Raw genomic sequence first — 26,867 nt, 5'->3', positions numbered from 1 at the left:
ATGCTGTGATGGCGCCCGTAGGGCAGATCATGGATAAGTGCATAGTGATGGCGGCCCTAAGTTAGTTCAGCGTGTTGTGACGACGAGCGTACGTTAAATCGGCGCGTTTTGTAGGGTGCGCATTAATGTGCATCGAAATTAATACCCTTATATTCAGATATATACATCCAACCTTGAGCAAACAAATGAGTGAAATAATTTTTGGTATTCATGCCGTGCAGGCGCTGCTGGAACGTGATCCTCAGCGTTTCCAGGAAGTCTTTATTCTCAAAGGCCGTGACGATCGTCGCCTGCAGCCGCTGATTGCCGCACTGGAAGCTCAGGGAATTGTGGTTCAGGTGGCTAATCGCCAATGGCTCGACAGCCAGGTGGAAGGCGGTGTGCACCAGGGTATCGTGGCACGCGTAAAGCAGGGTAAAAATTATCAGGAAGGTGATTTGCCTGATCTGCTGCAAAGTCTGGATAAACCGTTCCTGCTGGTACTGGACGGCGTCACCGATCCGCATAACCTCGGTGCTTGCCTGCGTAGCGCCGACGCTGCGGGCGTACATGCCGTCATCGTGCCGAAAGATCGTGCCGCACCGCTGAATGCCACGGCGAAAAAAGTCGCCAGCGGCGCAGCTGAGAACGTGCCACTGATCCGCGTCACCAACCTGGCGCGTACTCTGCGTTTACTGCAGGAGTACAACATCTGGGTAGTGGGCACCGCAGGTGAAGCCGATCACACCGTGTACCAGAGCAAAATGACCGGCCCGATGGCGCTGGTGATGGGCGCGGAAGGTGAAGGTATGCGTCGTCTGACCCGTGAACACTGCGATGAGCTGATCAGCATCCCAATGGCGGGCAGCGTCTCTTCTCTGAACGTCTCTGTCGCAACCGGCGTCTGCCTGTTCGAAGCGGTGCGTCAGCGTTTGGCGTGATCCCCGCCGCAAAAGTGTTTCTGAGCCAGGCATAACTGCACATCCCCCTCATACTTGAACCATGCGTTTTATGAGGGAGATGCCACATTATGACCTGGACAACCCACAGCGTTTTCAATCAGCCCCATCCTCTTAGTCATAGCAATTTATTCACCCGCGATATCGCCTTGTGCGAGGCCGTGGCGCGCGAAGGTGCAGGCTGGGATCGGGAATGGCTGGCCTCTGTTGGACTGCAACTCGGCAGCGCTGAATCGCTGGAATTAGGTCGGCTGGCGAATACCCAACCGCCTGAGCTGCAGCGCTATGACGCACGCGGTGAGCGGCTGGACGAAGTGCGCTTTCACCCGGCATGGCATCTGTTAATGCAGGGTTTGTGCGCCAGCCGCTTGCACAACCTCAGCTGGCAGCCCGATGTTCAGCCTAATGCGATGGTAGCGCGTGCCGCGCGCTTTATTCTGCATGCTCAGGTCGAAGCGGGTTCACTCTGCCCGGTCACCATGACGCATGCCGCCATTCCGCTACTGCAAAACCATCTGCCGGAAGCCTACGATGATTGGCGCGAAGCGCTGCTGAGCGATCGCTACGATGCGCATCATCAGCCGGGCAATAAAAAGCGCGGCCTGTTGATTGGCATGGGCATGACCGAGAAGCAGGGCGGAACCGATGTGCTCAGCAACAGCACGCGCGCGGAACCCATTGGGGCACGCGGTACGGGAGAACCTTATCGCATCACCGGTCACAAATGGTTTTTCTCTGTGCCGCAAAGCGATGCGCATCTCATTCTGGCGCAGACTTCGCAAGGGCTGAGCTGTTTCTTTCTGCCGCGTCTGCTGCCTGATGGCACGCGCAACGCGATTCGCATTGAGCGCCTGAAGGACAAGCTCGGCAACCGATCCAACGCCAGCGCCGAGGTAGAATTCCAGGATGCGATTGGCTGGCTGATGGGCGAAGAGGGCGATGGCGTGCGGCTGATCTTAAAGATGGGCGGCATGACGCGCTTTGATTGCGCGCTGGGCAGCCATGGCTTGATGCGCCGCGCGTTATCGATTGCCCTGCATCATGCGCAGCAGCGTCAGGTGATGGGCAAAAACCTTAGCGATCAGCCGTTAATGCGCACCGTGCTGGCGCAGCAAGCCTTGCAGCTGGAAGGGCAAACCGCGCTACTGATGCGATTAGCCCGCGCATGGTCCACGCCTGCCAGCGAGCACGAACGTTTGTACGCACGGCTATTCACGCCCGCCGCCAAGTTTGGCATTTGTAAAGCCGGCATACCGTTTGTGGCAGAGTCGATGGAGGTGCTGGGCGGTATCGGCTACTGCGAAGAGAGTGAACTGCCACGTCTGTACCGCGAAATGCCAGTCAACAGCATTTGGGAAGGCTCAGGTAACGTGATGTGCCTCGACGTGCTCCGCGTGCTGGGTCGCCAGGCCGATGTGATGACCATGCTTAACGATGAATTTGAAGCGGTAAAAGGCAGCAATCGCCACTTTGATCGTCGCTGGCGCCAGTTAAGGCTGCAGCTTAACCATGTGCGAGAAGGAATGGCGCGCGAGGTGACGCAGGAACTGTTACAACTGGCGAGCGCGGCGATTCTGTTGAAAGTGGCTGAACCGCCGTTGGCCGATGGCTGGTGCGATCAACACCTGGATATGCGGGGGCGACGTTCGCTGAGTGACGATCTCAGCACGCGCTTACTGCTGCGAGCCAGCACTGGCTGACGGCGCGCCATAGAGAATGGCGGTGCCGTACCAAAAGCCAGGCAGTGTGGTTTCATCCAGCATCAGGATTTGGTAGTAAACCGCGCCCGCCTGATTCGCTCGTGCGGCTAATGCGCGCTCGGCATCATCCGGTGAGCCACGGGTGGAGACCGTGATATTACCCAGTTTGCGCAAGCCATAGCTTTGCGCGCGGCTGATTTCCTGCGCGTGGCTGGTCGGCGGTGGTGGGGCTTCCGGTGTGGTTTTAAACGCGGCACAACCGGTTAGTAACAGGCTCAACACCAGTAAAAAGCGACGCATAATACGCTCCTGAAAAGGAAGATGGCTCCAGTTTAGGCCATCTTCCCCGTTCACATCAGTCTTTCAAATGAAAAACACTCACCAGCTGCGTTAAATGATGACCCTGCTGGCTCAACGTCTGCGCCGTGGTCTCGGACTGAGTGATCATATCGCTGCTTTGATGCGTTGCCTGGCCAATGTGATTCATGGCCAGATTCACCTGACCAATGCCCGCCGCCTGCTCTTGCGCAGCGATATTGATCTCGCCCATCAGCGTCTTGACCTGGTCAATATGGCTAACAATATGCTGCATTGCATCGCGCGTTTGCTCGGACAGCGCATGGCCGGCCGCGACTTTATCGATGGAGGTGGCGATCAAGTTATCGATCTCTTTTGCCGCATTGGCACTGCGTTGCGCCAGCGCGCGGACTTCCGCCGCGACCACGGCAAAGCCTTTGCCATGCTCACCGGCACGCGCCGCTTCCACCGCCGCGTTCAGCGCCAGAATATTGGTCTGGAAAGCAATGGATTCAATCACATGGGTTATATCAGCGATGCTTTGTGAAGCCACGCGGATCTCCGCCATAGTTTCGACCGAGCGTGCCACCGTACTGCCGCCATGATTGACGGTGCTGGCCGCCTCACCGACCAGCGCCATCGCCTGGCGGACGTTGGCCGCAGTTTGCGCCACGGTGGCACCAAACTGCTCCATGCTGGCAGAGGTCTCTTCCACGCTACTCGCCTGACGATTGATCTGTTCGCTGATGCTGGAGCTGCTGGCGGCGATAGTGTCAGTGCCACGGCTGATATCGCGTGCCGCATGACGAACCTGACTCACCACTTTTTCCAGCCCATCGCCGATACCGTTTATGGCCGCCACCAGTTGACCAATTTCATCACGGCGGGTGGAATCAAGATGCGCCTGTAAATTACCGGCCGCATACTGCTCTGCCAGATGAATCACCTGTTGCAACGGGCGCGTAATGGCGCGTCGGCTATACCAGATGAAGCCCACGGCGAAAGCGATGACCAGGGCAAGCCCAATGACGATAAACAGGTTACGGCTCTGGGTAATCGGTGCTAGCAGGCTGGCGCGACTGACTTCGCCCGCGATAATCCAGTTCCAGCCCGGCAGCTGCTGCCACGCCAGCAGCTTAGTCTCGCCATCCAGTTGAATACTCAGCAACCCTTTGGATTGAGTTAACAGCTGTTGCTGGACAGACTGATCCCAGCTCGGCAGCTTGCCTTCGGATTGACGATCAAACAGATACTGTCCTTGCGTGCTGCCGGAGGCGCCGTTGAGTACAAAGAAGGTGCCGCTGTCGCCGAGATGGCGTGCCAGCACTTTGTCGCGCATCAGGGCATATTGCGCATCGATCTGCACGCCGACAAACAGGATGGCGATCACCGCGCCGCTCTCATCCTGTACCGGCTGATACTGAGTGATATAGCGATGGCCAAACAGCGTGGCCAGCCCACGATAGACTTCGCCCTGATTAACGCTACGCCAGGCTGCGCTGCTGCGGTCAAGTCGGGTGCCAATGGCGCGATTGCCATCCTCTTTTTTCAGCGAGGTGGCAATACGAACATAGTCTTCACCATCACGCACAAAGATGGTCGACACGGCACCGGTGCGATCGAGAAAATCATCCACTGCGATTTGATCCAGATTGAGGGTTTTCAGCCCGGCGCGCAGGGTCGGCGTGCTAAGTTCGCCGACCTGAATACGCTCATTCTCATCACGGCTAAAGCGCTTGGGCAGGAAACTCTGGAACAGTTTGGTGTAGTTCGCCACTTCTTCAGACAACGTGGCGTTAAACATGGTGGCCATTTCATTAATGCCCAGCACCTGATTCTGCATATCATCGGTCGCCAGCTGTTCAAGTTGGCGAGCCGCGTTATGGCTCAGGGTTAAGGTCAGGGTAAACAGCACAATCGCCACGCTTAAAGACGTCAATACAGACAGTTTAATGCCGAGACCCATGGCGCTGAGAGAGAGACGCTTCATAAAGTACCTATTTCTAGACTATTGGAGGGGTACAAGATCAACGGCAAATGCGGCAAAAGGTTTAGTACAGAAATTATTCTGATTAAATGTGAAGTCGCTCGCGTTTTGCTGCTTAGCGCTTACACTGTGACGGGTGATAATCATTCTCAACGGAGGCGATATGATTGAGTTGGCAACGGAAAACCTGGCAGGTGTTGAGTGTATTCATGCGGCTCCTGCAGGACAGCGGCAGGCACGTTTACCCACCATCCTGTTTTATCACGGGTTCACCTCATCCAAAGAAGTGTACAGCTACTTCGCGGTGGCGCTAGCGCAGGCTGGGTTTCGCGTAGTGATGCCGGATGCCGATATGCACGGAGCGCGCTACAACGGAGATACCGAAACGCGTATGACGCACTTCTGGGAGATCCTCAAACAGAACATCGACGAAGTACCGCTGTTAGAAGCGGCGCTGCGTGAGAAAGATTTGATTGCCGATGAGCGCTTTGCGGTGGCTGGTGCTTCGATGGGCGGCATGACCGCATTGGGCGCGATGGTGCGCTATCCGCAGATTCATAGCGTCGCTTGTATGATGGGCTCCGGTTACTTTATGCAGCTCAGCCATACGTTGTTCCCGCCGCTGGTGGCGCGCACGCCAGAGCAGAAAGAGGTCTTCGCTGCTCGCCTCGCGCCGCTGGCACCTTACGACCCCAGCCAGCAACTGGATAAACTGGCCAATCGCCCGCTGCTGTTATGGCACGGTGAAGCCGATGAAGTGGTGCCGTTCGCTGAAACCGTCCGGCTGGAGAAAGAGCTGCGTGAAGCCGCGTTGAATGAAAAAATGACTTACCTGTCAGAAAAGCAAATCGGCCACAAAATCACGCCTTCAGCCCTGGCTGCACTGGTGAGTTTTTTCAAGCATCAGCTGTAGAAACAACTCGGGCTGGCAAAGATGCCAGCCCGTTACGTCATCCGATTTTACAGCTGTGAAGACAGACGATCTGCTGCACTGGTATTCGCACTGACTGGGTTGCTGCCAGGCGTATCCAGCCGGTTGACATAGACATAGCCTGAAGCCGCATTGCTGCTGTTACTTCTCATCTGCTGCGCGTAGTCAGCGGAGCTGGCGAAAGCGGGTGGAGACAGGAAGAGACCCAGTAAAGTGGCGAAAATGATGGTTTTCATATTCGACTCCTCACTCCAGGGATTGCACTCTCAGACGCCGCGAATAAGCCAAACCGTTGCGCCTGTAAATAGTTTAGTTCTTCGCCACATTGATGCCAGATCGCCCTGTTGAACGCCTCCATCAGCGATTTTGAACAAACCTTCGCTAACCTGCTGAATCTTAATCCTTAGCACAAAAGGTGCGCTTAACTGGCATGACCCAAGGGATTTGATGAATTGTGCGCTTGAGTTTCCAGGGGGACGCCAGTATGATTACGCGTCAATTTTTCAGCTGCATTCAGAGGTGTGTTTCATTTAAATGATTCACAACCTATAACGTTCCTTGCTTCCATGGGCCGCAGCTGACCCCGACAGGAGGCTGAATAATCCGTAAGGAGCTATCGATGCGTCATTACGAAATCGTATTTATGGTCCATCCTGACCAGAGCGAACAGGTTCCAGGTATGATCGAGCGTTACACTGGTGCTATCACCGGTGCACAGGGCACGATTCACCGTCTGGAAGACTGGGGCCGCCGTCAGCTGGCTTACCCAATCAACAAACTGCACAAAGCTCACTATGTTCTGCTGAACGTAGAAGCACCGCAGGAAGTGATTGACGAGCTGGAAACTAACTTCCGCTTCAACGACGCCGTTATCCGCAGCATGGTTATGCGCGTTAAGCACGCGGTAACTGAAGCATCTCCGATGGTTAAAGCGAAAGATGAGCGTCGTGATCGTCGCGAAGACTTCGCTAACGAATCATCAGATGACTCAGATGCTGGGGATTCTGAAGAGTAATCCGACATGACGGCAAATCGACTGCGCCTGTCAGGCACTGTGTGCAAGACGCCAGTTCGAAAAGTCAGTCCGTCAGGGATTCCTCACTGCCAGTTCGTGCTTGAGCACCGTTCTGTGCAGGAGGAAGCCGGTTTTCACCGGCAAGCCTGGTGTCAGATGCCGGTGATTATCAGCGGCAGCACCCATCAGGTGATTACTCAACATATAACGGTCGGTACGCAACTCGTTCTCGAAGGTTTCATTAGCTGCCATCAGGCACGCAATGGTCAGAGTAGAATGGTGTTACATGCCGAGCAGATTGAATTGATAGATTCTGGAGACTAGCCAAATGGCACGTTATTTCCGTCGTCGCAAATTCTGCCGTTTCACCGCGGAAGGCGTTGTAGAGATTGATTACAAAGATATCGCTACACTGAAAAACTACATTACCGAAAGCGGTAAAATTGTCCCGAGCCGTATTACCGGTACTCGTGCAAAATACCAGCGTCAGCTCGCTCGTTGCATCAAGCGCGCTCGCTACCTGTCCCTGCTGCCATACACTGATCGTCATCAGTAATTGGTAGTTGTCCATTAACGACTTTAAGAGGATAAGGTAATGCAAGTTATTCTGCTTGATAAAGTAGCAAACCTGGGCAGCCTGGGTGATCAGGTTAACGTTAAAGCGGGCTACGCTCGTAACTTCCTGGTTCCACAGGGTAAAGCTGTTCCTGCTACCAAGAAAAACGTTGAGTTCTTCGAAACACGTCGCGCTGAACTGGAAGCCAAACTGGCTGACGTTCTGGCTGCTGCTAACGCACGTGCAGAGAAAATCAACGCACTGGGCACCGTTACCATCGCGTCTAAATCAGGCGACGAAGGTAAACTGTTCGGTTCAATCGGTACTCGCGACATCGCTGATGCAGTGACTGCAGCTGGCGTTGAAGTGGCTAAGAGCGAAGTGCGTCTGCCAAACGGCGTTCTGCGTTCTACCGGTGAGCACGAAGTTGACTTCCAGGTTCATAGCGAAGTGTTCGCTAAACTGGTTGTGAATGTAGTGGCTGAGTAATCTACTCTAAATAATTCAAGGTGCGGGAAGGCGGCAAGGGAAGGAATCTCAGGAGCTTACTTAGGTAAGTGACTGAGGTGAATGAGCGAAGCCAACGCATCAGCAACTTGAAGTATGACGAGTATACTCGGTAACGCGAAAACGCCGGCCCTGTGCCGGCGTTTTTGTTTCTGCGATTTACTGGGCGCGGATAAAGCTGCCGTCGGGCTGACGGGTAAACAGCACCGGGCCGTTGCTGCCATCCACCGTTAATCCTGTCACCACGCCTTGCGCGTTCTGACGAATCTTCACCTGTTGTCCATTCTTCAGTGCGCTAAGAGGCTGATCGTCGCCCTCAACGCGTGCCATGGCGAACACATCATTGACCGGCAGATTATTGTCGCGGAACAGCTGCGCCAGCGTCTGACCTGATGCCACGGTATAGTTGTGCCACTCACCCTGAGAATCGGTTTTCGGTTGGGTGTTCTGCGGCTGCTTGTTGTCGTAAATCTCCGCCTGCAACGGCACCTCTTTGCTGCTGTTATCTGCCGGGCGCTCAATCGGATATTGCGGCGTACTGCTCGGCCACAGAAACGCCAATAGCAGAACCAGCAAGGCAATCACAATGCCACGGCGATGGAAGGCCGGCAGTGGGTTCATCCAGCGCACATCATCCAGCAGATGCCAGACGCGCAGCAGCACGGCAGGAACGCGGGAAGGGGTATCAGAAGCCATTCGTGAATCCTCCTCGCTGGCGGCCTTGCGCGGAAATTGCGGCAGCCAACGTTGCAACCTCGATAAAGTAAAAGCACGCGGTGCGCGCGTCCTGCGGCGTCGTGGGGCAATCTGGCCCATGTATTCTCTCTTTCTTAGCGCTGTACGACGAAAACGTTGCCACAGCTATAGTATGGGCAATGCGGGCACGAAGTGCCTGCCAGCATTGAAAAATTTGACCTGCGTATTGTTTCTCTTTCGCTGAGAAATGTCATCTGCGGCGCTGCAGATTTTACGCCAGCCGCCTGCGCTGTTATGCTGCCGTTTCTATTTTCTCCGGGATTAAGGAATCAAGATGACCACCCCTTCATTCGACAGCGTCGAATCACAAGCAAGTTACGGTATCGGTTTACAGGTCGGCCAGCAGCTGCAGGAATCTGGACTGCAGGGTCTGCAGCCGGAAGCACTGCTCGCGGGTCTGCGCGATGCGCTGGAAGGGAACTCACCGGCTGTGCCTGTTGATGTGGTACATCGCGCGCTGCGTGAAGTGCACGAACGTGCAGAAGGCGTACGTCGTGAGCGTGTGGAAGCCATGGCGGCTGAAGGCCATAAATTCCTGGAGCAGAATGCGCAGCGTGAAGGCGTGAGCAGCACGGAATCTGGTCTGCAGTTCAGCGTAATTGCTCAAGGTGATGGCCCGATTCCATCACGTCAGGATCGTGTCCGTGTGCACTACACAGGCAAACTGATCGACGGTACGGTGTTTGATAGCTCAGTGGCACGTGGCGAACCGGCTGAATTCCCGGTAAGCGGCGTTATCGCTGGCTGGATTGAAGCGCTGACCCTGATGCCAGTGGGTTCTAAGTGGGAATTAGTGATTCCACAAAACCTCGCCTACGGCGAGCGCGGTGCGGGTGCATCCATCCCGCCATTCAGCACATTGGTGTTCGAAGTCGAGCTGCTGGAAATTCTGTAATCTGAATTTTTCGAAGTGGATGGCCAGTCATGAATGACTGGCCATTTTTTTTCAACCCTACTGCTTCTGCAAATCTACCTGCCAAATCGCAAAACCAATCTCGTCACTGCCCACCGCTTTCATCGGATAATCTGCGTACTTCTCAATAAACTGCGTGGCTTTCTCGCCTGGTGCGGTTTCAAAGCGAATATCCAGCGGCGTATCACTGTGAATCGGCGCTAAACGCCAGTTGTGATCGGCCTGCGGTTTCACTTCGCCGTGTGCTTTGGTTTCGCTACTGATATAGGCCGCGACCACTGAACGGTTCTCATCCGGTGAGGCAAATGCCACATATTTATCGCCGGTGCCGGCAAATTTTCCGCCATAGGCGCGATAGTTGTTGGTGGCGACCAGGAATACCGCGTTGGGATCGATTGGCTTACCTTGCCACGTCAAATCTTTAATGCGTGAAGCGTCTTGATTGATCAACGTACATTCACCGTCGTAGCGCGCAGGTTGCGTGACATCAATTTGATAATCCACGCCGTCAATCACATCGAAATTGTAGGTACGAAAATCCCAGTTAATCAGCGCTTGCGGTTTGCTAGTGTGCGGATCGATCTGATTAAACTGCGCGGCCGAGCATTCCAGCCACTCCTTCACCTGCGCACCCGTCACTTTCATCACTACCAGCGTATTGGGATACAGATAAAGATCGGCGGCGTTACGGAAAGTCAGCTCACCTTTCTCCACTTCGGTGTAGCTGGCAGGATCGTTTTTACGGCCACCGGCTTTAAACGGTGCGGCAGCGGAAAGCACTGGCAGGCGACCGAGATCGGGATCGCCCTGAATAAAGTGCTCAACATAGGCGCGCTGCGCATTATTAACGATCTGTACGGTAGGATCGTCCTGCACCAGCGACAGATAGCTGTACATCACATCAGCCGATTTACCGATCGGCTTAGCAACGAACTCACGCGTGGCACGATGATCAGGCTCCAGCACTTTCACCAGATCGGCATCTTCTGCTGCCAGTGATTTTTTGGTAACCGGATCGTAAATGGGCCGTGCTTCAGCTTTACCCTGGGTGACCTGCCATTTCCCGCCTTCATTATTCAGCACCAAATCGACCACGCCGAGATGATCGCCCCACATGCCGGGCATCACTGCCGGAACACCGTTCAGCGTGCCCTGTGCGATGTCAGCGCCCTGAATGGCCGCGAACTCTTTACTGGGGAATACCGCATGCGCGTGACCAAACATAATGGCGCTAATGCCCGGCACCTGGCTGAGGTAGTAGACCGAATTCTCCGCCATGGCGTGATAAGGCTCACTGCTTAAACCTGAGTGTGGAATAGCGATGATTATTTCAGCACCTTTTGCGCGCATTTCCGGCACATAGCGCTTCGCTGTTTCCGTGATGTCATCAACACGCACCTTACCCTGCAGATTGTTGCGATCCCACACCATAATCTGTGGTGGAACGAAGCCGATATAGCCAATTTTTAAGCGGTGCGCGCTGCCGCTGCGGTCGGTAACGGTGGTTTCTTTGATTAAGTAGGGGGTAAACAGCGGTTTTCCGCTCTTTTCATCGATAATATTGGCATTTACATAGGGGAAACGCGCGCCGGCAATCGCCTTCTGCAGATAGGGTAAGCCGTAATTGAATTCGTGATTGCCTAAGTTGCCTACTGCGTAATCCAGCGTGTTCATCGCTTTATATACCGGATGAACATCCCCTTTTTTCAGCCCCTTAGCCGCCATGTAATCGCCCAGCGGGCTGCCCTGAATAATGTCGCCGTTATCAACCAGCACACTGTTTTTCGCTTCCGCGCGCGCCTGCTGAATCAGCGTGGCGGTGCGCACCAGACCAAATTTCTCGGTTGGCGTATCTTTGTAGTAATCGAAATCCATCATATTACTGTGCAGATCGGTGGTTTCCAGAATGCGCAGATCCACGGTAGCAGCCTGTACCGTTGCAGCCGATACACACAGCGCCAATAACGACATGCTCGCTTTGAACATCGCTTGCTCCTTGTTCGTTCAAATGGGCCTCTCAAAATAATGTAAAACAATGACGAATTATCATTTCAATTTGTGATGAAGCTCGGACTTTTAAGCCTTCATTGCCGCAGTCGCGTGGTGAAAAGGGAATCAGCATCGCGCCATAGCCGCCATCTATGAACTATGGTATTGATAATCATATAGATTGCCGTTTCAGACAGTTCAGCCGCAAAGCATGGGAACACAACTGCTAAAATGTGTTGAGGTGAGCTGTTGATGTCTGACAGGCAGAATCAGCGGAAAAGAGGTGAAGAATGTTAGATCAAATTAGCCAACTGGCGCGTGAAGCGGGTGATGCCATTATGCATGTCTATGCGGGTGAGCAGCCGATGGATGTGACGCGCAAGTCGGATGATTCGCCGGTGACGGCTGCCGATCTCGCGGCGCACAAAGTCATCGTGGAAGGGCTTGCCGCGCTCTCCCCAGAAGTGCCGGTATTATCAGAGGAAGATCCGCCGAGTTGGTCTGTGCGCCAGAACTGGAAAAAATATTGGCTGGTTGATCCACTGGATGGCACCAAAGAGTTTATCAAGCGCAATGGCGAATTTACCGTCAATATTGCCTTGATTGAAAACGGCAAGCCGGTATTAGGTGTCGTCTATGCGCCCGCGCTGGGTGTGATGTATTCGGCAGCTGAAGGCAAAGCCTGGAAAGAAGAGGGCGGCCATAAAACGCAGATTCAGGTGCGCGAGGCGCGTCCACTGCTGGTGGTGGTCAGCCGTTCGCATGCAGATAAAGATGAAGAGCTGAAAGAGTATCTGACGCAGTTAGGCGAACATCAAACTACGGCGATTGGCTCTTCGCTGAAATTTTGTCTGGTGGCGGAAGGCAAAGCGCAACTGTATCCACGCTTTGGGCCAACGAACATTTGGGATACCGGAGCGGGTCACGCGGTGGCCATTGCGGCGGGTGCCCACGTACATGACTGGCAGGGCAAAACCCTGGACTACACGCCGCGCGAATCTTTCCTGAACCCGGGTTTCCGCGTTTCGCTGTTTTAATTGCGGGTGCGCATCACTGCGCACCCTTTAACAATACTACCCGGTATTTTCCCTGTAAAAGTCCGCGATGAGCAGTGGAAGCTCATCCTGAAGTTTCGTCGTTAAAAGATCTGCGATAAGTCCTGAAAATGCATCCTGCATTTTCGCCGTAAATATCCGAATCAGTTAACAAACCCCAGCCAGTCGTTGTGCTTTTAATATGCGGGATGAGGTGGACGTGAAGTCGGGCAACATAGGGTCCTGGCTTGATGGCGATCTCCGTTTTTACTGCAACAGCTCACGGATCAGTTTCATCGCCTGCTGCACTTCATCCTGCGTAAGTGCACCCTCTTTGGCGTAACGCACATGCCCGGTCTTATCCAGCACCACAATCGTTGAACCGCCTTTTTCCAGCTGCCAGACTTTACGCACGTTGCCATTGCTGTCGACAATAAACTGCGACCACGGATATTGCTGCTTGTTGCTCTCAATACTGCTGCGCACAAACATCCCCGTGCCGGGAATCGCATCATCAGTATTCACAATGGTGGTGGTCTGGTAACGGTCATGCGGGAATTTTGCCGCTTTTATCGCTTCAATCAGCGCGGCATTCTGTTCTTTAGCCGAAGAACGCCCGGCTATATGTAAGATGACACGCACTTTTCCACTCAGCTGCGCGCTATTCCACGGTTGGTAGCTAAACTTATCTTGTTGATAAAGCAGTTCGCCTTTGTCGCTCACGCCCACTGGCGGAACACGATCGCCGAGCTTAAAAGCATGGGCTGAGACAAGGCTGGGAACCAGCAGTGCCAGTGCTAACACAGAGTGTGCCAAACGCATGGTGATACTCCTTAGTGATCCGACCAGTTATTCATGTTTTTGCAATATTAGGTGTGGATGATGCGCCTGTCGCGATGAGTTAACAGCTTTGCAACCCACGCCACAATTCCTTAATGAGTGAAGGTTTATACTGGGTTTTGTGAACGGCATAACAGAGTGTTCTGTAATAATGTGTCAATTCAGTAAAAAATTCACCTTTTCGGAACATACGTAACGATTGGTGTTCTATAGTTATGCCTCATTTGCGCTTCATGGGTTCGTACCGGATTTGGCAACGACGAAGCGTAGTACATCTGTTCAGGAGTTAGACAGTATGAAAATCTTCCAGCGCTATAATCCGCTGCAAATTGCGAAATACGTAAAAACGCTGTTTAAAGGAAGGTTGTATATCAAGGATGTTGGCGCGTTTGAGTTCGATAAAGGCAAAGTGATGTTGCCCCGCGTCAAAGATAAACAGCACCTTAGCGTGATGTCCGAGATCAACCGCCAGGTCCTGCGTTTGCAAGCCGAGTACAACTAAGCAGTAAAAAGAAAGGGCGCCATGCAATCAGGCGCCCTCAGTAGCGGCGCGAGAAATCGCGCCTTGTTTTTTCTGCCGCCCGGTACTATGGCGACTCCAGCTCATCAGTGGCGCTCTTCGTCACACTCAGCACCGGCGGACGATCGTCAATACGCGTCACCAGCAGCTGGTCGATGCGATAACTGTCGATATCCACCACTTCAAACTTGTAACCTGAGAACTTGACGAAATCGGTGCGTTTCGGGATTTTGCGCAGCATGTACATCATGAAACCACCAATGGTTTCATAGTTGCCGGACTGTGGGAAATCATCGATATCCAGCACACGCATCACGTCATCAATCGGTGTGCCGCCTTCAACCAGCCATGAGTTCTCATCACGCGCCACAATCTGCTCTTCCTGACCCTGGCCGACCAAATCACCCATCAGCGTGGTCATCACGTCGTTGAGGGTAATGATCCCCACCACCAACGCGTATTCGTTCATGATTACCGCGAAGTCTTCGCCCGCAGTTTTAAAGCTTTCTAGCGCTTCAGAGAGCGTTAACGTGTCCGGCACAATCAGCGCAGAGCGAATCTGCACGCCGCTGCTCAGGGTCAGGCTTTGATTGCCCAGCACGCGCAGCAGCAACTCTTTGGAATCGACATAGCCGACGATATGGTCAATGTCGCCATCACACACCAGGAATTTAGAGTGCGGATGCTGGGCGATTTTGGTTTTGAGGCTGTTTTCATCTTCGTGCAGATCAAACCACACCACGTTCTCGCGTGACGTCATCGAAGACGGCACGGTACGCGATTCCAGCTCAAACACGTTTTCGATCAGTTCGTGTTCCTGTTTACGCAGCACGCCAGCCAGCGCACCGGCTTCCACCACCGCGTAAATATCGTCGGAGGTGATGTCGTCTTTACGCACCATCGGCAGCTTGAAGATGCGGAAAAACACGTTGGCCAGCCCGTTAAACAGCCACACCAGCGGGCGCATCACCAGCAAGCAGAAGCGCATCGGATTGATGATGCGCAGCGCCACCGCTTCTGGCGCGATCATCCCCACGCGCTTCGGCGTTAAATCGGCAAACAAAATAAACAGGCTGGTGACGACGGTGAAGGAACAGATAAAGCTGAGCTGATCGGCCAGTTCAGGGGCCATAAAGCGGCTAAATAAACTGCTGAAGGCGGGGGAAAACGCGGCATCACCAACAATACCACCGAGGATGGCCACGGCATTGAGGCCAATCTGCACCACGGTGAAGAACATGCCAGGCTGTTCCTGCATTTTCAGCACGCGCTGCGCATTGATGTTGCCTTCATCGGCGAGCAGTTTAAGTTTGATCTTACGGGCAGCCGCCAGCGAGATCTCCGAAAGAGAAAAGAATGAACTGATCACAATCAGTAAAAGAATGACAAGTAAGCTATCGAGCATAAAAGATCCGTTGGGTTAATCACTTGTCATTTTTGGCCTGGGCAGCGCAGGGGAACATCCAGTATTCACCTGTCATACAGAGCTATCCGTGCCAAAAATGTCTGCGCCATTTCGACAAGGAACGTTAACGTCGGGGCAGAAAGGAAAGCAGGTCATGCCTGCTGGGTGCTGATTATAGCAGCAGCGCTTATGCCGCCGCCAGAGGCGCGCACAAGGAGGTCGGAATAATCCGAGTGCGCCCCTCTCTATCGCAGAAGTGCGGCTTCGGTGTTGTATCGATCCCCCCATTTACCGACAATAGGAAATGATTTGGCTTAGTGACCATTTTTCCTCAGCCATCCGCCAAAAAGAGCGGCTATGCTGATGGGTAAGCGAGTGGTGGTGATAGCCTCCGATGAGAAATAACGCCCCTGCGGAATAAGGGGCAGGCATTATTAACAGGAGTACGCGTGCCGCGATTGCATATTTATTGTTTGGCCAGCCTGTTGCTTGCTGCACCTGCCGTTGAGGCAGCGAAAGTGCGCTTGCAGCTTGAAGGGCTAACCGGGGATTTACAAAAGAACGTCAGGGCACGCTTGTCCACCATTGGTACTGACGAAGTGTCGAGCGATGGGCGCTTCCAGGCGCGTGTTTCACAGGCTATCAAGGAAGGTTTGCGGGCACTCGGTTATTACGAACCCGAAATCGATTTTGAGTCGCGTCCTGCACCGCCGCAGGGTGGCAGACCGGTGCTGATCGCCCATGTCAAACCGGGTGAACCGGTGAAAATTGGTGGCAGCCACATTGTGGTCGAAGGTGCCGCCAGAAACGATGATGATTACAAAGCCTGGGTGAAGCAGGGCACGCCGAAAGTTGGCACCCAACTCAATCACGGCGAATACGACAAATTTAAAAATGGCTTCTCCAGCCTGGCACTGCGTAATGGTTACTTCGACGGTGACTTTAAGCAAAGCCAGCTTGGCGTTTCGGTCGAAAGACGCGAAGCATTCTGGGATATCGACTACGACAGTGGCCCGCGCTACCGTTTTGGCGATGTCAGTTTCCAGGGCTCGCAAATCAACGAAGCCTATCTGCGTAATCTTGTGCCGTTCAAAAAGGGCGACCCTTACAGCTCGCGCGATTTGGCGGAATTAAACCGTCGTTTATCCGCCACGGGCTGGTTTAACTCGGTGGTTGTCGCCCCCGAATTCGACAAGGGCCGTCAAACCAAAGTGCTGCCGCTCAATGCGGCGGTATCGCCACGGGTTGAGAATACCATCGAAGCCGGTGTGGGCTATTCCACCGACGTCGGCCCGCGCCTGAAAGGCACGTGGAAAAAACCTTGGATTAACAGCAGCGGTCATAGCCTCACTGCCAGTTCCTATATTTCCGCGCCTGAACAACAGCTCGATCTCAGCTATAAAGTGCCCTTGCTGAAAAGCCCGCTGGAGCAGTATTACACCTTCTCGGGTGGTTTGAAGCGTACCGATCTCAACGACACCAAAGCGGACACCACCACGCTGGGCGTTTCGCGTAACTGGGACAGCAGCTCCGGCTGGCAGCGCGCGGTTAACCTGAAGTGGAGTCTCGATCACTTCACCCAAGGCAGTGTCACCAACACCACCATGCTGCTCTATCCAGGCGTGAGTTTGAGCCGCACGCGTTCGCGCGGTGGCTTGATGCCAACCTGGGGCGACTCGCAGCGTTATTCCGTCGATGTCTCCGATACTACCTGGGGATCCGATGTCGACTTCCTGATCCTGCAGGCGCAAAACGTCTGGATCCGTATGCTGGGCGAGAAAAATCGCTTTGTGGTACGCGGTAACCTTGGCTGGATCGAAACCAACGATTTTGACAAAGTCCCACCAGACCTGCGCTTCTTCGCCGGGGGCGACCGCAGTATTCGCGGCTATAAATACAAAGATGTCTCGCCGCGCGACAGTGACGGCAAGCTGACCGGTGCCTCCAAAATGGCCACCGGCTCGCTGGAGTATCAATACAACGTGACCGGCAAGTGGTGGGGCGCGGTGTTTGTTGATTCCGGTGAAGCGGTAAACGACATCAAACAGAGTGATTTCAAAACCGGTGCCGGTGTTGGCGTGCGCTGGGCTTCTCCGGTCGGGCCAATCAAATTTGATATCGCGCGGCCGATTGGCGATGACAAGGAACATGGTTTGCAATTCTATGTAGGACTGGGGCCTGAACTATGAAGCTGTGGAAAAAGGTCCTGATTGGATTCGGTATTTTTCTGGTGGTACTGTTTGGCAGTGTGGCGTTTCTGATTGGCACCACACCCGGATTGCATCTGGTGCTGAAAGGTGCCGATCGCTGGGTGCCCGGTTTATCGATCAACAAAGTCGAAGGTGGCTGGCGCGATCTGACGTTGAGTGGTGTGAAGTATGAGATGCCGGGCGTGAGCGTGGATGCCGGACGCTTCCATTTGGCGCTCAACCTGAACTGCCTGCTGCACTCGTCGGTGTGCGTGAATGACATCGGTTTGCAGGATGTGAGTGTGGTGGTCGACAGCAAGAAAATGTCCCCGGCCGCTGCGCCCCCGCCGCAGGAAGAGAGCGGTAGCACCAACCTGACCACGCCGTATCCGATTACGCTCAGCAAGATCGGCCTGCATAACATCAATGTCAAAGTGGATGACACGTCCATCTCGCTGCTGGACTTCACCACCGGCCTTAACTGGCAAGGGCGCGCGCTGACGTTAACCCCAACGCATATTCAAAGTCTGCTGATTGCGCTGCCGAAGGCGGCGAAAGTGGTTGATGAGCAAGTGGTGCAGCCGAAAGTGCAACAGCCGCAGCCGGATGAGAAACCCTTGGGTGAAACGCTGCAAGAGATGTTCGCTAAACCGCTGTTATCCGAACTGCCTGACTTCCAGCTGCCTTTGGATATCACCGTACAGGAGCTGCTCGGCGAACAGCTGCGCTTGACCGGCGATACCGATGTGTCGATTACCCGTCTGTTGCTGAAAGCCAAAACCGCTGACCGCCATCTTCAGTTAGAAACCTTTGACATCGATTCACCGCAAGGGCAGTTGAACGCCAGCGGTGATGCGCAGCTGGCAGATAACTGGCCGGTGAATTTCGCGCTCAGCGGATCGTTAAATCTCGATCCGATCAAGGGCGAGAAGATCAAAATGAATCTCAGCGGGGCGATGCGTGAAGAGCTGAAGCTGGGGCTGAATCTCTCTGGCCCGGTCCGCGCACAGCTGGATGCCGCCGCGCAACCGGCGGTAGCGGGTCTGCCACTGTCACTGAAACTCACCAGCCCGGAGTTGCGCTGGCCGCTTACCGGCCCGGTGCAGTATCAGGCGGATAACCTCGATTATCAGTTCAAAGGCAAAGCCACTGATTATGTGATGTCACTGCGCACCGCTGTGAAAGGCGAAGCCGTGCCGCCGGCGACCATTTCACTTGATGGCAAAGGCAACGTGCAGCAGTTCAGCCTGGACAAGCTGCGCGTGGCGGCACTGCAGGGTAACGTTGATTTAACCGCGCTGGTGGACTGGAGCAAAGCCATTAGCTGGCGCAGCGAATTGACGCTCTCCGGCATCAACACCGCCAAACAGTACCCGGACTGGCCTGCCAAACTCGACGGCAAAATCGCCACGCGTGGCAGCCTGTACGGCGGAAGCTGGCAGCTGAGCGTGCCACAGCTGGAGCTGAAAGGGAACGTGAAGCAGAACGCCGTCAGCGCCAATGGCTCACTCACCGGCAACAGCTATAACCAGTGGAAAATCCCGGGTATCAACATCGCGTTGGGCCGTAACCATCTGGATGTGAAAGGCGAACTGGGCGATACCCTGAATCTCGACGCCAACATCGATGCGCCGCATCTGGATAATGCACTGCCAGGACTCGGCGGTGTGGCGAAAGGCACGGTAAAAGCGCGCGGCACCTTACAGGCACCGCAGCTGCTGGCCGATCTCACGGCAACCGGCTTGCGCTGGCAGCAATTGCAGATCCGTCGTGTGGCGCTGGAAGGCGATGTGAAATCCAGCGATCAGATCGCCGGTAAGCTGCAACTGCGCGTCGAGCAACTGCAACAGGACGCACTGAAAATCAATCTGTTGACGCTGAACGCTGACGGCAACGAGAAGCAGCATCAGCTCAAGCTGAACGTGGAAGGCGAACCGGTCTCCGGTCAGTTGGCACTCAACGGCAGCTTCGATCGCAAAACCGAACGCTGGCAGGGCAATCTCAATAACACGCACTTTGATACCCCGGTCGGCGAATGGCGTCTGACGCGTGCGATGGCGATTGATTACCTCAACACTAAGCAGACCGCCACCATCGGTCCGCACTGCTGGCAAAACCCGAATGCGCAACTGTGTGTACCGGAGCCGATTGAAGCCGGGGCCAGCGGTCATGCCCATGTGGTGCTGAACCGCTTCGATTTGGCGATGATCAAACCTTTCCTCACCGATGCGACCAAGCTTAATGGCGTATTCAGTGGCGATGCGCGAGTGAACTGGACCGCCGATGGCGCGCTGCCAACCGGTACCGTATCGCTGAAAGGAAACGGCGTGAAAGTCGAACAAGACGTGCAGGGCAACACGCTGCCGATTGCCTTCGACACGCTCAACCTGAATGCTGCCCTTCGCAATGGCCGTGCCCAACTCGACTGGCTGATTCATATCGTCAACAACGGCCAGCTAAGCGGTAATGTGCAGATTGCCGATCCGCAAACCCGTCGCCAGCTGTCCGGCAATATCGGCATCAGCAATCTGTCGCTGGCGATGTTCAACCCGGCGTTGATGCAGGGCGAGAAGATCAAAGGCAATCTCAACAGTAACCTGCGTCTGGGCGGCACACTGCAACAGCCGCAGGTGTTTGGCCAGTTGGGGTTGAGCGATGTCAACGTGCAGGCCAGCTTTATGCCGGTCACACTCACCTCCGCCAATCTGAACATGGTGTTCAATGGCATGAGTTCGACGCTTAACGGCCTGTTGCAGACGACGCAGGGCAACCTCAATCTGGGCGGCAACGCCGACTGGAGCCAGCTGGATAACTGGCGAGCGCGTATCACTGCGCAGGGCAACCGTATTCGCGTCACCGTGCCGCCGATGGTGCGTATGGATGTTTCGCCAGACCTGGTGTTTGAAGCCACGCCAGCCGCGTTTAATCTGGATGGTAAGGTCGATATTCCGTGGGCGCGTATTACGGTGCAGGAAGTACCAGAAAGCGCCACTGGCGTCTCCTCGGATGAGGTGATGCTGGATAAAGATCTCAAGCCGATTCAGCCGAAGACCGCCGCCATTCCGATCAACAGTAACCTGGTGATCCACGTCGGTAACGATGTGCGGCTGTCAGCCTTTGGTCTGAAAGCCAAGCTGAATGGCGATCTTAAACTGGTGCAGGATAAAACCGGTCTGGGCTTAAACGGACAGATCAATATTCCCGATGGCCGCTTCCACGCTTACGGGCAGGATTTGATTGTGCGTAAAGGCGAGCTGCAGTTTGCCGGGCCGCCAGATCAGCCGTACGTAAATTTGGAAGCGATACGTAATCCGGAAGCCACCGAAGATGATGTCACCGCCGGTATTCGCGTCACCGGGCTGGCCGATGAGCCGAAAGTCGAGGTGTTCTCTGACCCCGCCATGTCGCAGCAGGAAGCGCTTTCTTACTTATTACGCGGTCAGGGACTCAGCAGCGATGGTGACAGTAATGCATTAACTTCAGCACTTGTGGGGTTAGGGGTTGCACAAAGTGGTCAGGTTATGGGTAAAATCGGCGAGACATTCGGCGTCAGTAACCTCGCACTTGATACCACCGGTGTGGGCGACAGCCAGCAGGTGCAGGTGAGCGGTTATGTGCTGCCGGGTCTACAAGTAAAATACGGTGTTGGCATATTTGATTCACTGGCGACGTTAACCTTGCGTTACCGCCTGATGCCCAAACTCTATTTGGAAGCCGTGTCCGGTCTCGATCAGGCACTGGATTTGCTCTATCAGTTTGAGTTTTAGCAATGCGAATAATTGTCTACGGCAGTTTACGGCGCAAACAGGGAAACAGTCACTGGATGACGAATGCGCAATGGCTCGGCGACCATCAGATTGAGGGGTTTGCGCTCTACAATCTGGGTCACTATCCGGGCGTCGTTGAAGATGAGGGAACCGTCTTCTGCGAAGTGTATCGCATCGACGCCAGCACGCTTGGCGAACTTGATGCCTTGCGCACTAAGAATGGCGAATACAAACGCCAACTCATCCAGACGCCTTACGGCAGTGCCTGGCTCTATGTCTATCAGCGTTCGATTGCGGGTCGTACCCGCATTGCGAGCGGTGACTGGCTAAAGCGCGACGACGCACCCGAGGCATAAATAAAAACACCGTCCATTGGACGGTGTTTTTTTATGCTTGCGAGGCAGAGAAGATTATTTCTTCTGTGCGCGCTCGTAAGAAGAGATGATTTCAGCTTTGGCCGCTTCAGCGTTGTCCCAGCCATCAACTTTAACCCATTTGCCTTTTTCCAGATCTTTGTAGTGCTCGAAGAAGTGGGTGATCTGCGCTTTCAGCAGTTCTGGCAGGTCGTTCACATCTTTGATGTGATCGTATTCTTTGCTCAGTTTGGTGTGCGGAACCGCAACCAGCTTGGCATCTTCGCCAGACTCGTCGGTCATTTTCAGCACGCCAACGGGACGGCAGCGAATCACTGAGCCCGGCACCAGCGGATACGGGGTTGGCACCAGCACGTCAACCGGATCACCATCCAGAGACAGGGTGTGGTTGATGTAACCGTAGTTGCACGGATAGAACATGGCGGTAGACATGAAACGGTCTACAAACAGGGCGCCAGACTCTTTGTCCACTTCATATTTGATCGGATCGGCATTCGCTGGGATCTCGATAACGACATAGATATCTTCTGGCAGTTCTTTACCTGCAGGCACCTGGTTCAAACTCATCTGGCTTTCCTTCATTGGTCATATGTTGAGTGACGGCTATTATAGCCAACTGACTCTGAAAGTATGCCCCCTTTTTGGCGTTTCGGAATGCTCCAACGGCCTACTTCGCGGTGACAAACAGCGAGACAATCCCTGCAGCAATCAGTGGTCCGACCGGCACACCACGGAAAAAGGCCACGCCAATCACGGTACCGATCAACAATCCACCAATCACTGAAGGCTGCACGCTCATAAAACTGACGCCGCGCCCGCCCAGCCAGGCAACAAACACCCCGACGATAATCGCTACGATCGATTGCCAGTTAGCAAATGACTTCAGCAAGGATGAAGCGGGCAACGTCCCACTCGCCAGTGGCGCCATTACCGCGACGGTTAGAATAATAATACCGATCTGAATGCCCTGTTTTTCCACATACGGAAAGAACTGCGACAGCGGTGTCAGCTTGATGGCGAGCAGGATCAGAATGGAAATGGTAACGGCACTGTTATGAACGAAATAGCTCAGGACGGCGAGGCAGACCAGAATGATGGTAGAGGCATAAGCAGCCATGATTTCTCCCTGAAGATGGATGGGTGCGCAGGTCAGTGCCTGCGCTGACGTTTTTTTAACGCCACCATTTATCAACAATCATCGGGATTGGCGCAACTGCCTTTGTTCATTGATTGCAACATCAGTGCCTGATTCCGCACCAGATTTACCCCCTGCGCCCCAACAGAAAGCGCTGCCATGCTGCCCTGGCTGCTGAGGAAATAGCTGCGGCTGGCTTCCATCCAACTGTCGCGATAGGCCAGCCACGCGCGTTGGGCAGCTCGTAATTTGTCTTTAGGTTCGCCAGTTAATTTTTTCATCACCTGGTTGTACTGCGTATTCATCTCTTTATCCCAGGCCTTATTGGCGCTGCCGTAGCACTGGGACATGCCTGCGGTGCTGGATTCCTTGTCCAGACACTGCTGCAGCTGCTGGTCGAGCGGATGCGTCTGTGCCATAGCCATACTACTGGCGAACAGACAGGCCATCGGGAGCCACTTTTTCATCATTTCATTCCTTCATTTTTGCGCAGCGGACTTCAGAAAAGCTGAAGGGTAAGCGAACGTCGGCAGATTGACCATCAACATTGGATAAAGTTTCTGCGATCAGCTGCCGATAATCTCTCCGTTTTAGGGCCAGTGGAGTTCTGCCTTTTCATACACACGGGAATGATCATGATTAGACAACTATCAATACGTACCGCTTTACTTGCGTTGTTGGCCATCATGACGGTGATGCTGTTAGCCGTCAGCGCCATGGGCATCTATGCCATTAATGCTGGAAATCAATCTCTGGACGCGCTGAACCGCATTCAGGGGATTGAGCTGAACAAGTTGTATCAGAGCCGCTCTGAGCTGATGCGCGCACGTGCTAACGCGGCATTGGCGGTGCGCAAAATCGAGATTGGCCTATTGGATGATGGCGCCAAAGTCACACAGCAGGCGCAGGCTGCTGTGGACAGCTCACACAAATTGCTGCAGGCGTTTGTCGATGCGGGCACTGTAACAGCGCATGGTAAAACTCTGGCCGATGCGATTGTGGCGACCTACAACGTCTACGATAAAGAAGGCATCACGCCCATGATGGATGCCTTAAAAAAACAGTACACCGATGAGTACTATCAGGTGCTGGAAGGCAAACAGTCACAGCTGGCAGCAAACTATTCGAAGGCGGTGAATGATTTCAGTATTTACGCCGATGAAGTCTCTGCGGCACGCCTCAAGCAGGCGGCTGACAACGAAGTCCGGATGAAGGTGATGATTGGCGTGGTGATGGTACTGACACTGGTGCTGATTGTACTGGCCTGGCAGTTGTTGCGTCGCTCGCTGCTGCGTCCTCTGGACAACGCAATCGTACATCTGGAACAGATTGCGGCGGGCGATCTCTCGCAGCCTTTACCTGCCGCAGGTAAAAATGAAATTGGTCGCCTGAATCAGGCCCTTTCCGATATGCAGCTGGCGCTGCGTGATTCGGTAAGCCAGGTGCGTGAAGCCAGCATGCAGATTGATGTGGGCAGCCGTGAACTGGCGGCGGGCACGGTGCATCTGTCGCAGCGTACCGAAGAGTCTGCCGCTTCGCTGGAGCAAACTGCCGCCAGCATGGAGCAGCTGACCGCCACTGTTCGTCTTAACGCCAGTAACGCTCAGCAGGCCAATCAGCTGGCCAGCAATGTGTCGACCAGCGCCGACCGTGGCGCAGAGGTGGTGGGTTACGTGATGGAGAAGATGCAGGAGATCACCCAAAGCTCTAACCGCATCGGCGACATCCTCAGCGTGATTGATGGTATCGCCTTCCAGACCAATATCCTCGCGCTGAACGCCTCAGTGGAAGCCGCGCGTGCTGGTGAGCAGGGCCGTGGCTTTGCTGTGGTCGCCAACGAAGTGCGTACGCTGGCCGGCCGCAGTGCGACCGCCGCTAAAGAGATTCGTGAGTTGATCAGCGAATCACAAACGCGCGTCAAAGAAGGCAGCGACATGGCGACACGCGCCGGTGAGACCATGGATGAAATCTCTAGCGAAGTGATGCGTGTCACCTCACTGATGAAAGAGATCTCTATTGCCTCGGAAGAGCAGAGCCGCGGGATTGAGCAGGTGAATCAGGCGGTGACGCAGATGGATGAAGCCGCGCAGCAAAACGCCGCGCTGGTGGAAGAAGCCAGTGCTGCCACGCAGTCGCTGGAAGCGCAGTCACAGCAGTTGCAGGAATCGATGGCGCAATTCCGCGTGGCGGCTAATGCTCTTTAAATCATTACGATATAATTTTTAAGTTATTTAAGGCTTGGAGATAAAAGCCTTACTTTGCTAAAAAATCATTCTTAATTATTTTAAGGATTATTAGCTTTTCATTATTGAAATGCGAAAGTGGATATTATTCGAGATCTGTTTGATGATCTCTTTGCCTGTCATTTCATACCCGCCCGATGCTGGTGATTACTCAGCGCCGGAGCGGGTTTGTTCATGCAGTCTAAACTGCTAAGAAATCATCAAGCCCTTTGGCCTCAATGTGCCTCAATGCAAGTGCAACAATCCCTTTAGGTTTTGTTGCACCTCGCTCCCATTTCTGGAGGCAAGTCGTTGAAACTTCGATACGTTCCGCAAACTGGCTTTGACTCAATTTCTCGCGTGCGCGCATTGCCTTGATGCGCTCGCCAGTGATTGAATCTTTCATCGCCTCTAACTTTGCTTCTGCAAAGATGGCGTCAGCCTCTTGCATCATATCTGCTGAGATCAGACCCGCCTTAAACTGGCGCTTCATCATTGCGTGCATTTTCAGTACGCGCCTATTAATCCTCATTTTTTACTCTCCTGATTAATAGAGGGTAACTCTACGTAAATCCGATTTTTCTCTAGCTTTTCAACTTGTTCAGCGGTGTAAGCTTTAGCCGCTTTGGATATCTGCCTGAACACTTTCAAATCAGAATCATCTATCTCACGCTTATTTTTAGGGATCTCTTTTTTTTCCCAACCGTCGATAAAATAGAGCTTATCTCCATGATGATACGCAACAATTGTTCTTGCGCTATCCTCGTCACCTAAACGCTTTTTGAAAACCCCACCGCCCAACGCGGCTTTAGTCGATCCATTTTTGATCTCTTCGATAAGCTCGGCTGCAACTGCGCGTAAGTCATCATCGCTAATTTTTGATTTCTTTCGCTTCTTGTTATAGCTCCACTCGACGAAAATTCTTAACTCAATTTCCATTTGATATCGTCCTGTCTGTGGTAAAAAATACTATAGCCAGGATTATTGTAAGATTCAATGCTACAGTCAGCAAAACGCCGTGCTGTCGCTGGAAGTGTAGTTGTAGCAGTTGCAGGAATATATGGCGCAGTTCGGTATGGTTGCCGCGTAAACAGAGTGCAATGTGCCCTATGGCGCGTTGCCACAGCCCTCTTCATGAAAGTGCAGGATCATCTCGGCTAACTGGTCATCTTCTGCCAGAAAATAGGCGGCGGGGATATCCAGCGCTTTCGCCAGCAGTTGCAGCGTCAGTAAATCGGGCTGATGCACACCGACTTCATAACGATTGATGCGCGCACTGGCGGAAAACTCTTCAATACCAGCGGCAATCCCTAACCCTTTTTGCGAAAAACCCTTCACCAGACGCGCCTGTTTCAGGCGTCGGCAGAAGGTATTTTGCAGGGAAGAGGTCGGTTTCATGCCTACGAGAATCGTAGATTTACTGCTTGTCAGATACTACGAGTAACGTAGTATCGTTATGGCAACCTATAACGAGAACTAAGGAGAGTGACGTGGGTGAAAGCAAGCAGGACTGGCATCAGGCCGATATTATTGCCGCCTTACGCAAGAGAGGGACGTCATTAGCCGCCGTATCCCGCGCGGCGGGCTTATGTTCCACTACGCTGGGCAATGCCTTAATTCGACCCTGGCCTAAGGGCGAATGGCTGATTGCTGAAGCGATTGGCGTTACACCGGATGAAATCTGGCCCAGCCGCTACTACTCCCAGCAGGGGGAGCTCATCGATCGGCAGGCAAAGCGCCGAAAATAAGCCAATAAAAAAGCCCGCTGACAAAGTCGCGGGCTTTTTTCACA

At 53.8% G+C, this 26,867-nt stretch carries 28 protein-coding genes; 15 read left to right on the top strand and 13 right to left on the bottom strand.

The window, feature by feature from the left end; genetic code table 11:
- Nucleotides 1-185: 185 nt before the first annotated feature.
- Both rlmB and ACCW76_RS19370 read left to right on the top strand, forming a co-directional pair.
- A complete protein-coding gene (gene rlmB / locus ACCW76_RS19375; RefSeq protein WP_038644417.1) occupies nucleotides 186-920 on the top strand; it encodes a 23S rRNA (guanosine(2251)-2'-O)-methyltransferase RlmB in 735 nt (244 codons plus the stop codon).
- An 89-nt stretch (nucleotides 921-1,009) separates the two neighbouring features.
- Nucleotides 1,010-2,638: an isovaleryl-CoA dehydrogenase gene (locus tag ACCW76_RS19370; RefSeq protein ID WP_436339810.1), complete on the top strand. Its 1,629-nt coding sequence runs from the start codon at nucleotides 1,010-1,012 to the stop codon at nucleotides 2,636-2,638.
- Here ACCW76_RS19370 and bsmA read toward each other — a convergent pair.
- Nucleotides 2,612-2,938 carry a biofilm peroxide resistance protein BsmA gene (gene bsmA / locus ACCW76_RS19365; protein ID WP_038644423.1) on the bottom strand — a complete coding sequence of 109 codons (327 nt, stop codon included), beginning with the start codon at nucleotides 2,936-2,938 and terminating at the stop codon, nucleotides 2,612-2,614. The genes ACCW76_RS19370 and bsmA overlap by 27 nt on opposite strands.
- 55 nt (nucleotides 2,939-2,993) lie before the next feature.
- Nucleotides 2,994-4,925 carry a methyl-accepting chemotaxis protein gene (locus ACCW76_RS19360; protein ID WP_436339808.1) on the bottom strand — a complete coding sequence of 644 codons (1,932 nt, stop codon included), beginning with the start codon at nucleotides 4,923-4,925 and terminating at the stop codon, nucleotides 2,994-2,996.
- Between the two features lie 160 nt (nucleotides 4,926-5,085).
- On the opposite strand from ACCW76_RS19360, the gene yjfP reads away from it, so the two are divergent.
- The gene (gene yjfP, locus ACCW76_RS19355) at nucleotides 5,086-5,835 is read left to right on the top strand and encodes an esterase (RefSeq protein WP_436339806.1); all 750 of its coding nucleotides are present in this window, start codon (nucleotides 5,086-5,088) and stop codon (nucleotides 5,833-5,835) included.
- Between the two features lie 47 nt (nucleotides 5,836-5,882).
- Here yjfP and ACCW76_RS19350 read toward each other — a convergent pair whose 3' ends face one another.
- Nucleotides 5,883-6,089 carry a hypothetical protein gene (locus tag ACCW76_RS19350; protein WP_038644432.1) on the bottom strand — a complete coding sequence of 69 codons (207 nt, stop codon included), beginning with the start codon at nucleotides 6,087-6,089 and terminating at the stop codon, nucleotides 5,883-5,885.
- Nucleotides 6,090-6,472: 383 nt separating this feature from the next.
- On the opposite strand from ACCW76_RS19350, the gene rpsF reads away from it, so the two are divergent.
- From rpsF to rplI, 4 genes are read left to right on the top strand one after another with little or no spacing between them, the layout of a single operon-like run.
- Nucleotides 6,473-6,868: a 30S ribosomal protein S6 gene (rpsF, locus tag ACCW76_RS19345; protein WP_034829324.1), complete on the top strand. Its 396-nt coding sequence runs from the start codon at nucleotides 6,473-6,475 to the stop codon at nucleotides 6,866-6,868.
- A gap of 6 nt (nucleotides 6,869-6,874) precedes the next feature.
- On the top strand, nucleotides 6,875-7,192 hold the full coding sequence (priB, locus tag ACCW76_RS19340; protein WP_034829319.1) for a primosomal replication protein N: 318 nt from the start codon (nucleotides 6,875-6,877) through the stop codon (nucleotides 7,190-7,192).
- 4 nt (nucleotides 7,193-7,196) lie between these two features.
- Nucleotides 7,197-7,424: a 30S ribosomal protein S18 gene (rpsR, locus tag ACCW76_RS19335; protein WP_002210155.1), complete on the top strand. Its 228-nt coding sequence runs from the start codon at nucleotides 7,197-7,199 to the stop codon at nucleotides 7,422-7,424.
- A gap of 39 nt (nucleotides 7,425-7,463) precedes the next feature.
- On the top strand, nucleotides 7,464-7,913 hold the full coding sequence (gene rplI / locus ACCW76_RS19330) for a 50S ribosomal protein L9 (RefSeq protein WP_038644435.1): 450 nt from the start codon (nucleotides 7,464-7,466) through the stop codon (nucleotides 7,911-7,913).
- A gap of 177 nt (nucleotides 7,914-8,090) precedes the next feature.
- Here the strand turns inward: rplI and ACCW76_RS19325 are convergent, their stop codons facing one another.
- The gene (locus ACCW76_RS19325; protein WP_156102775.1) at nucleotides 8,091-8,747 is read right to left on the bottom strand and encodes a LysM-like peptidoglycan-binding domain-containing protein; all 657 of its coding nucleotides are present in this window, start codon (nucleotides 8,745-8,747) and stop codon (nucleotides 8,091-8,093) included.
- Nucleotides 8,748-8,961: 214 nt separating this feature from the next.
- Here ACCW76_RS19325 and fklB point away from each other — a divergent pair, with 214 nt between their 5' ends.
- Entirely contained in the window at nucleotides 8,962-9,582 is a 621-nt protein-coding gene (fklB, locus tag ACCW76_RS19320) for an FKBP-type peptidyl-prolyl cis-trans isomerase (RefSeq protein ID WP_038644441.1), read from the top strand.
- A 57-nt stretch (nucleotides 9,583-9,639) separates the two neighbouring features.
- Here fklB and ACCW76_RS19315 read toward each other — a convergent pair whose 3' ends face one another.
- On the bottom strand, nucleotides 9,640-11,586 hold the full coding sequence (locus ACCW76_RS19315) for a bifunctional 2',3'-cyclic-nucleotide 2'-phosphodiesterase/3'-nucleotidase (RefSeq protein WP_436339804.1): 1,947 nt from the start codon (nucleotides 11,584-11,586) through the stop codon (nucleotides 9,640-9,642).
- Nucleotides 11,587-11,879: 293 nt separating this feature from the next.
- On the opposite strand from ACCW76_RS19315, the gene cysQ reads away from it, so the two are divergent.
- Nucleotides 11,880-12,626, top strand: a complete 747-nt coding sequence (gene cysQ / locus ACCW76_RS19310) for a 3'(2'),5'-bisphosphate nucleotidase CysQ (protein ID WP_436339803.1) — start codon at nucleotides 11,880-11,882, stop codon at nucleotides 12,624-12,626.
- A 264-nt stretch (nucleotides 12,627-12,890) separates the two neighbouring features.
- Here the strand turns inward: cysQ and ACCW76_RS19305 are convergent, their stop codons facing one another.
- Entirely contained in the window at nucleotides 12,891-13,445 is a 555-nt protein-coding gene (locus ACCW76_RS19305; RefSeq protein WP_436339802.1) for a YtfJ family protein, read from the bottom strand.
- A gap of 313 nt (nucleotides 13,446-13,758) precedes the next feature.
- Between ACCW76_RS19305 and ACCW76_RS19300 the strand changes: the two genes are divergently transcribed.
- A complete protein-coding gene (locus ACCW76_RS19300; protein ID WP_031280153.1) occupies nucleotides 13,759-13,965 on the top strand; it encodes a DUF1107 domain-containing protein in 207 nt (68 codons plus the stop codon).
- 85 nt (nucleotides 13,966-14,050) lie between these two features.
- Here ACCW76_RS19300 and ACCW76_RS19295 read toward each other — a convergent pair whose 3' ends face one another.
- A complete protein-coding gene (locus tag ACCW76_RS19295; RefSeq protein WP_034829259.1) occupies nucleotides 14,051-15,388 on the bottom strand; it encodes a hemolysin family protein in 1,338 nt (445 codons plus the stop codon).
- A gap of 449 nt (nucleotides 15,389-15,837) precedes the next feature.
- Here ACCW76_RS19295 and tamA point away from each other — a divergent pair, with 449 nt between their 5' ends.
- Genes tamA through ACCW76_RS19280 form a run of 3 tightly spaced genes read left to right on the top strand, consistent with a single transcriptional unit; the run spans nucleotide 15,838 to nucleotide 21,700 of the window.
- Nucleotides 15,838-17,577, top strand: coding sequence for an autotransporter assembly complex protein TamA (gene tamA, locus ACCW76_RS19290; RefSeq protein ID WP_436339801.1), 1,740 nt, complete (start codon nucleotides 15,838-15,840; stop codon nucleotides 17,575-17,577).
- A complete protein-coding gene (gene tamB / locus ACCW76_RS19285; protein WP_436339800.1) occupies nucleotides 17,574-21,344 on the top strand; it encodes an autotransporter assembly complex protein TamB in 3,771 nt (1,256 codons plus the stop codon). Before tamA ends, tamB begins: the two co-directional genes overlap by 4 nt.
- Nucleotides 21,345-21,346: 2 nt before the next feature.
- Nucleotides 21,347-21,700 (top strand): gamma-glutamylcyclotransferase family protein, encoded by a 354-nt coding sequence (locus ACCW76_RS19280; RefSeq protein ID WP_034829253.1) that lies wholly within the window; start codon nucleotides 21,347-21,349, stop codon nucleotides 21,698-21,700.
- 54 nt (nucleotides 21,701-21,754) lie between these two features.
- On the opposite strand, the gene ppa is transcribed toward ACCW76_RS19280, so the two are convergent.
- The 3 genes from ppa to ACCW76_RS19265 form a co-directional block, all read right to left on the bottom strand.
- On the bottom strand, nucleotides 21,755-22,285 hold the full coding sequence (gene ppa, locus ACCW76_RS19275; protein WP_034829250.1) for an inorganic diphosphatase: 531 nt from the start codon (nucleotides 22,283-22,285) through the stop codon (nucleotides 21,755-21,757).
- Nucleotides 22,286-22,385: 100 nt separating this feature from the next.
- The gene (locus ACCW76_RS19270; RefSeq protein ID WP_038644476.1) at nucleotides 22,386-22,835 is read right to left on the bottom strand and encodes a DUF441 domain-containing protein; all 450 of its coding nucleotides are present in this window, start codon (nucleotides 22,833-22,835) and stop codon (nucleotides 22,386-22,388) included.
- Between the two features lie 71 nt (nucleotides 22,836-22,906).
- Nucleotides 22,907-23,320: a lysozyme inhibitor LprI family protein gene (locus ACCW76_RS19265; protein WP_436339822.1), complete on the bottom strand. Its 414-nt coding sequence runs from the start codon at nucleotides 23,318-23,320 to the stop codon at nucleotides 22,907-22,909.
- A gap of 171 nt (nucleotides 23,321-23,491) precedes the next feature.
- Between ACCW76_RS19265 and ACCW76_RS19260 the strand changes: the two genes are divergently transcribed.
- The gene (locus tag ACCW76_RS19260) at nucleotides 23,492-25,057 is read left to right on the top strand and encodes a methyl-accepting chemotaxis protein (RefSeq protein ID WP_436339821.1); all 1,566 of its coding nucleotides are present in this window, start codon (nucleotides 23,492-23,494) and stop codon (nucleotides 25,055-25,057) included.
- 220 nt (nucleotides 25,058-25,277) lie between these two features.
- Here the strand turns inward: ACCW76_RS19260 and ACCW76_RS19255 are convergent, their stop codons facing one another.
- The 3 genes from ACCW76_RS19255 to ACCW76_RS19245 form a co-directional block, all read right to left on the bottom strand.
- Nucleotides 25,278-25,607, bottom strand: coding sequence for a helix-turn-helix domain-containing protein (locus ACCW76_RS19255; protein WP_052696599.1), 330 nt, complete (start codon nucleotides 25,605-25,607; stop codon nucleotides 25,278-25,280).
- Entirely contained in the window at nucleotides 25,604-26,014 is a 411-nt protein-coding gene (locus ACCW76_RS19250; RefSeq protein WP_045832886.1) for a type II toxin-antitoxin system RelE/ParE family toxin, read from the bottom strand. The genes ACCW76_RS19255 and ACCW76_RS19250 overlap by 4 nt, the downstream gene beginning before the upstream one ends.
- Before the next feature lie 168 nt (nucleotides 26,015-26,182).
- Nucleotides 26,183-26,473, bottom strand: a complete 291-nt coding sequence (locus ACCW76_RS19245; RefSeq protein WP_436339797.1) for a helix-turn-helix domain-containing protein — start codon at nucleotides 26,471-26,473, stop codon at nucleotides 26,183-26,185.
- A 92-nt stretch (nucleotides 26,474-26,565) separates the two neighbouring features.
- Between ACCW76_RS19245 and ACCW76_RS19240 the strand changes: the two genes are divergently transcribed.
- Nucleotides 26,566-26,823 (top strand): helix-turn-helix domain-containing protein, encoded by a 258-nt coding sequence (locus tag ACCW76_RS19240; protein ID WP_436339796.1) that lies wholly within the window; start codon nucleotides 26,566-26,568, stop codon nucleotides 26,821-26,823.
- Nucleotides 26,824-26,867 lie beyond the last annotated feature (44 nt).

The organism is Pantoea sp. C8B4 (assembly GCF_051336905.1).
In the GTDB taxonomy this organism is placed as follows: domain Bacteria; phylum Pseudomonadota; class Gammaproteobacteria; order Enterobacterales; family Enterobacteriaceae; genus Pantoea; species Pantoea rwandensis_B.
Note: the sequence above shows the minus strand (reverse complement) of the source record. Positions and strands in the feature narration are given on the sequence as shown.